2 protein-coding genes are annotated in these 2773 nt (G+C 30.2%); both read left to right on the top strand.

Annotation, left to right across the window (positions count from 1 at the left end):
- Nucleotides 1–1729, top strand: a 1729-nt coding sequence (locus RQ763_RS11240; protein WP_314153068.1) for an Eco57I restriction-modification methylase domain-containing protein, incomplete at its 5' end; no start/stop codon positions are given.
- Nucleotides 1729–2706, top strand: coding sequence for a hypothetical protein (locus RQ763_RS11235; RefSeq protein WP_314153067.1), 978 nt, complete (start codon nucleotides 1729–1731; stop codon nucleotides 2704–2706). The genes RQ763_RS11240 and RQ763_RS11235, both read left to right, overlap by 1 nt.
- Nucleotides 2707–2773 lie beyond the last annotated feature (67 nt).

Below are 2773 nucleotides of genomic sequence, written 5' to 3'. Positions count from 1 at the left end.
CTACCGCGAATGGCTAACAAACCTAAAGATACTAGACCCCGCATGCGGAAGCGGAGCATTTCTAAACCAAGCCTTAGAGTTTCTCATAAACGAACACACCCTCGTGAGAGATATGCTTCTGCCATTTGAGGACTTAACACTCGGCTACGAGATAGAAAAAGAGATACTAGAACACAACCTCTACGGCGTGGACATCAACGAAGACGCAGTTGAGATAGCAAAACTCTCTTTGTGGCTTAGAACTGCTCACAAAGGCAGAGAGCTTACAAAACTGGCGGATAAGATAAAATGCGGCAACTCTCTTATAGATGATAAAACAGTAGCAGAGAACGCTTTTGTATGGGAAGAAGAATTTGCGGAAGTTTTTGTACAAGGCGGTTTTGATGTTGTGATTGGAAATCCGCCGTATGTGGACTCTGAAAGTATGACTAAGTTCTATAAAGATGAAAGAAAATGGATAGCAAAAAAATATAAAACAGCCGTAGGAAATTGGGATATATTTATACCATTTGTAGAATTGGGGTTGAGTTTGTTAAAAAATAGTAGATATTTATCTTTTATTATTCCAAATAAAATTTTATCTGCGAACTATGGTACTACATTGAGGGAGTATATTAATGAGAACTATTCTTTAAATGAAATTTTTGATTTATCTGTAAACAATGTTTTTGAAATAGATGTTTATCCTGTTATAGTATCTTTAAATAAAGAAACTCAGGTATCCAATATAAAAATATCATATCAAAAAGATGAAGAAGTATTCTCTAGAAATGTGAATTATAGATATGAAAACAATTGGGCACTGTATCTTGATAGAAACTATGATTTGTATTCAAAAGTTTTTACTAAATACAAACTTTTAAATCTTCAAAAAGAGTTTAGTTTATATTCTTCTGCATCAGTCTCTGAAGCATATGAGATAAAAGAATTTATAGAGAATAGTAAAATTATTGATACAGACTATTTAAAGTTAATCAATACTGGAACGATAGACCCTTATAGTTGTTCATGGGGAATTTCCTCTATGACATATATAAAAGATACATATATGCATCCAATTATAAATTTAAAAAATATTAAAAAGAAAATGTGGACGCAAAAACCAAAAATTGCTTTTGCAGGTATGGCAACAAGAATTGAAGCATTTATTGACACAGAAGGTGTCTTTTTACCTTTAAAATCAACAACTGTTCTGACAGCTGAAAGTGAAAGTAGTTTGAAGTTTATAGGGTGTATTCTAAATTCTAGACTCATAACATTTATATTTAAAATTGCTAATTCAGCAAATACAATGGCAGGTGGTTACTTGAATATAAATCAAGATAATTTAGGAATGTTACCTATCCCAAATATATTACTTGAAAATCAACAACCATTTATCCAAAAAGCCAACAAAATGCTCGCACTCTACAAACAACTCCAAGAGACAAAACAAAACTTTACGAATGAGTTGGGCTTGGAAAAACTGACAAAGAAACTGCAAAATTTTGAGGAGCTGGAGTTTGATGAGTTTATAAAAGAGTACGCAAAAGCAAAGAAACTAAAATTTGCCGATAAACTCGCAGAACGCAACTTCAAACAAGAGTGGCAAGCCATTTTTGAGAACGACAAAGCCATTACATGCAAGCTAAAAGACGAGATAGCCAAAACCGACAAAGAGATTGATGAGATGGTCTATAAACTCTACGACTTAACGGATGATGAGATTAAGATTGTGGAGGGTGTTTGATGAGTGAATTAATAATGAATTACATTGAACAAAATAAAGACATTATAAACATAATAAGTTTACCACTTAGTTTGCTTGCATTTATTGTTGGATTTGCAACTCTTATATACACCATTAAGATGGTTTCTATGAAAAAAGGAATTGATGTAAGATGCTCCTATAGTCTTTGTAGCTCAATAGAATGTGAAGATAAATATATTAGCGATTTTATTCTAGAAAATAGAAAAGATAAATCAATTGTACTTTTTCAAATATATCTAAAGTTAGGACATAACTATTACCTAGAATTAGAAGATTTTGAACATGCTCCTTTAATAATAAAACCATTTGAAGTCTATAGCCAAAGTTTTGATCCATTACTTTCATATTCAGTTTCAATGAAGAGAATTAAGTTAGATAAATTATTTGATAATCCAAAAGTGAAAAAGAAAATTTTACTTTATACAACGGAAGGAGTTTATGAAGTAAAAGCACATATAAATATGTCTCATCCTATAAGTTTATTTTTCAAAAACTACGCTACTGCTGTAATTAAAACCAATAGACTAAAGTATGATGATAAAGCATATGGAATGAATATTAAATATTTGGTTGAATTTACTCATAATGATGGCAAAAAAAATGTACTTGCCTTAAGAGAAGATTCATATAGAACAAAGTTTAAAAACCTTACTTTAAACAAGGAATCATTGAGGAATAAAGAAAATTTAGAAATCTTTTTTCAAGAAAAACTTGATGATAATATATTGAAAAATATAACAAAAATAAATGTTATTGATTTTAAAAAGGAAATTCAAGATTATTTTGAGAATACAAATACAGATAAAATTATAGAAGCAGAATATTACGGATTTTTTAAATACTATGTTGTAGGCAAAATTGTAACTATTATTAAAAATATAGATGTAGGTTTAAAAAACTATTTTAGAAACAATCCTAGAGGAAAAAAATTAAGAAGTTTATTTCATGTAAACTAAAAACATAGGTAGCCAAAAACAACGCCCCTAAGAATGAACCTCCACTTTTCTCGTTCCCATCGTCCTC

Source organism: Sulfurimonas sp., assembly GCF_032250635.1.
Taxonomy (GTDB): domain Bacteria; phylum Campylobacterota; class Campylobacteria; order Campylobacterales; family Sulfurimonadaceae; genus Sulfurimonas.
The sequence above is the reverse complement of the archived record's forward strand: the minus strand, read 5'-3'. Positions and strand labels throughout refer to the sequence as shown.

What these genes read in the sequence shown, in the direction of transcription:
- RQ763_RS11235 (WP_314153067.1), top strand. Translation starts at nt 1,729, where the DNA reads ATGAGTGAATTAATAATGAATTACATTGAACAAAATAAAGACATTATA.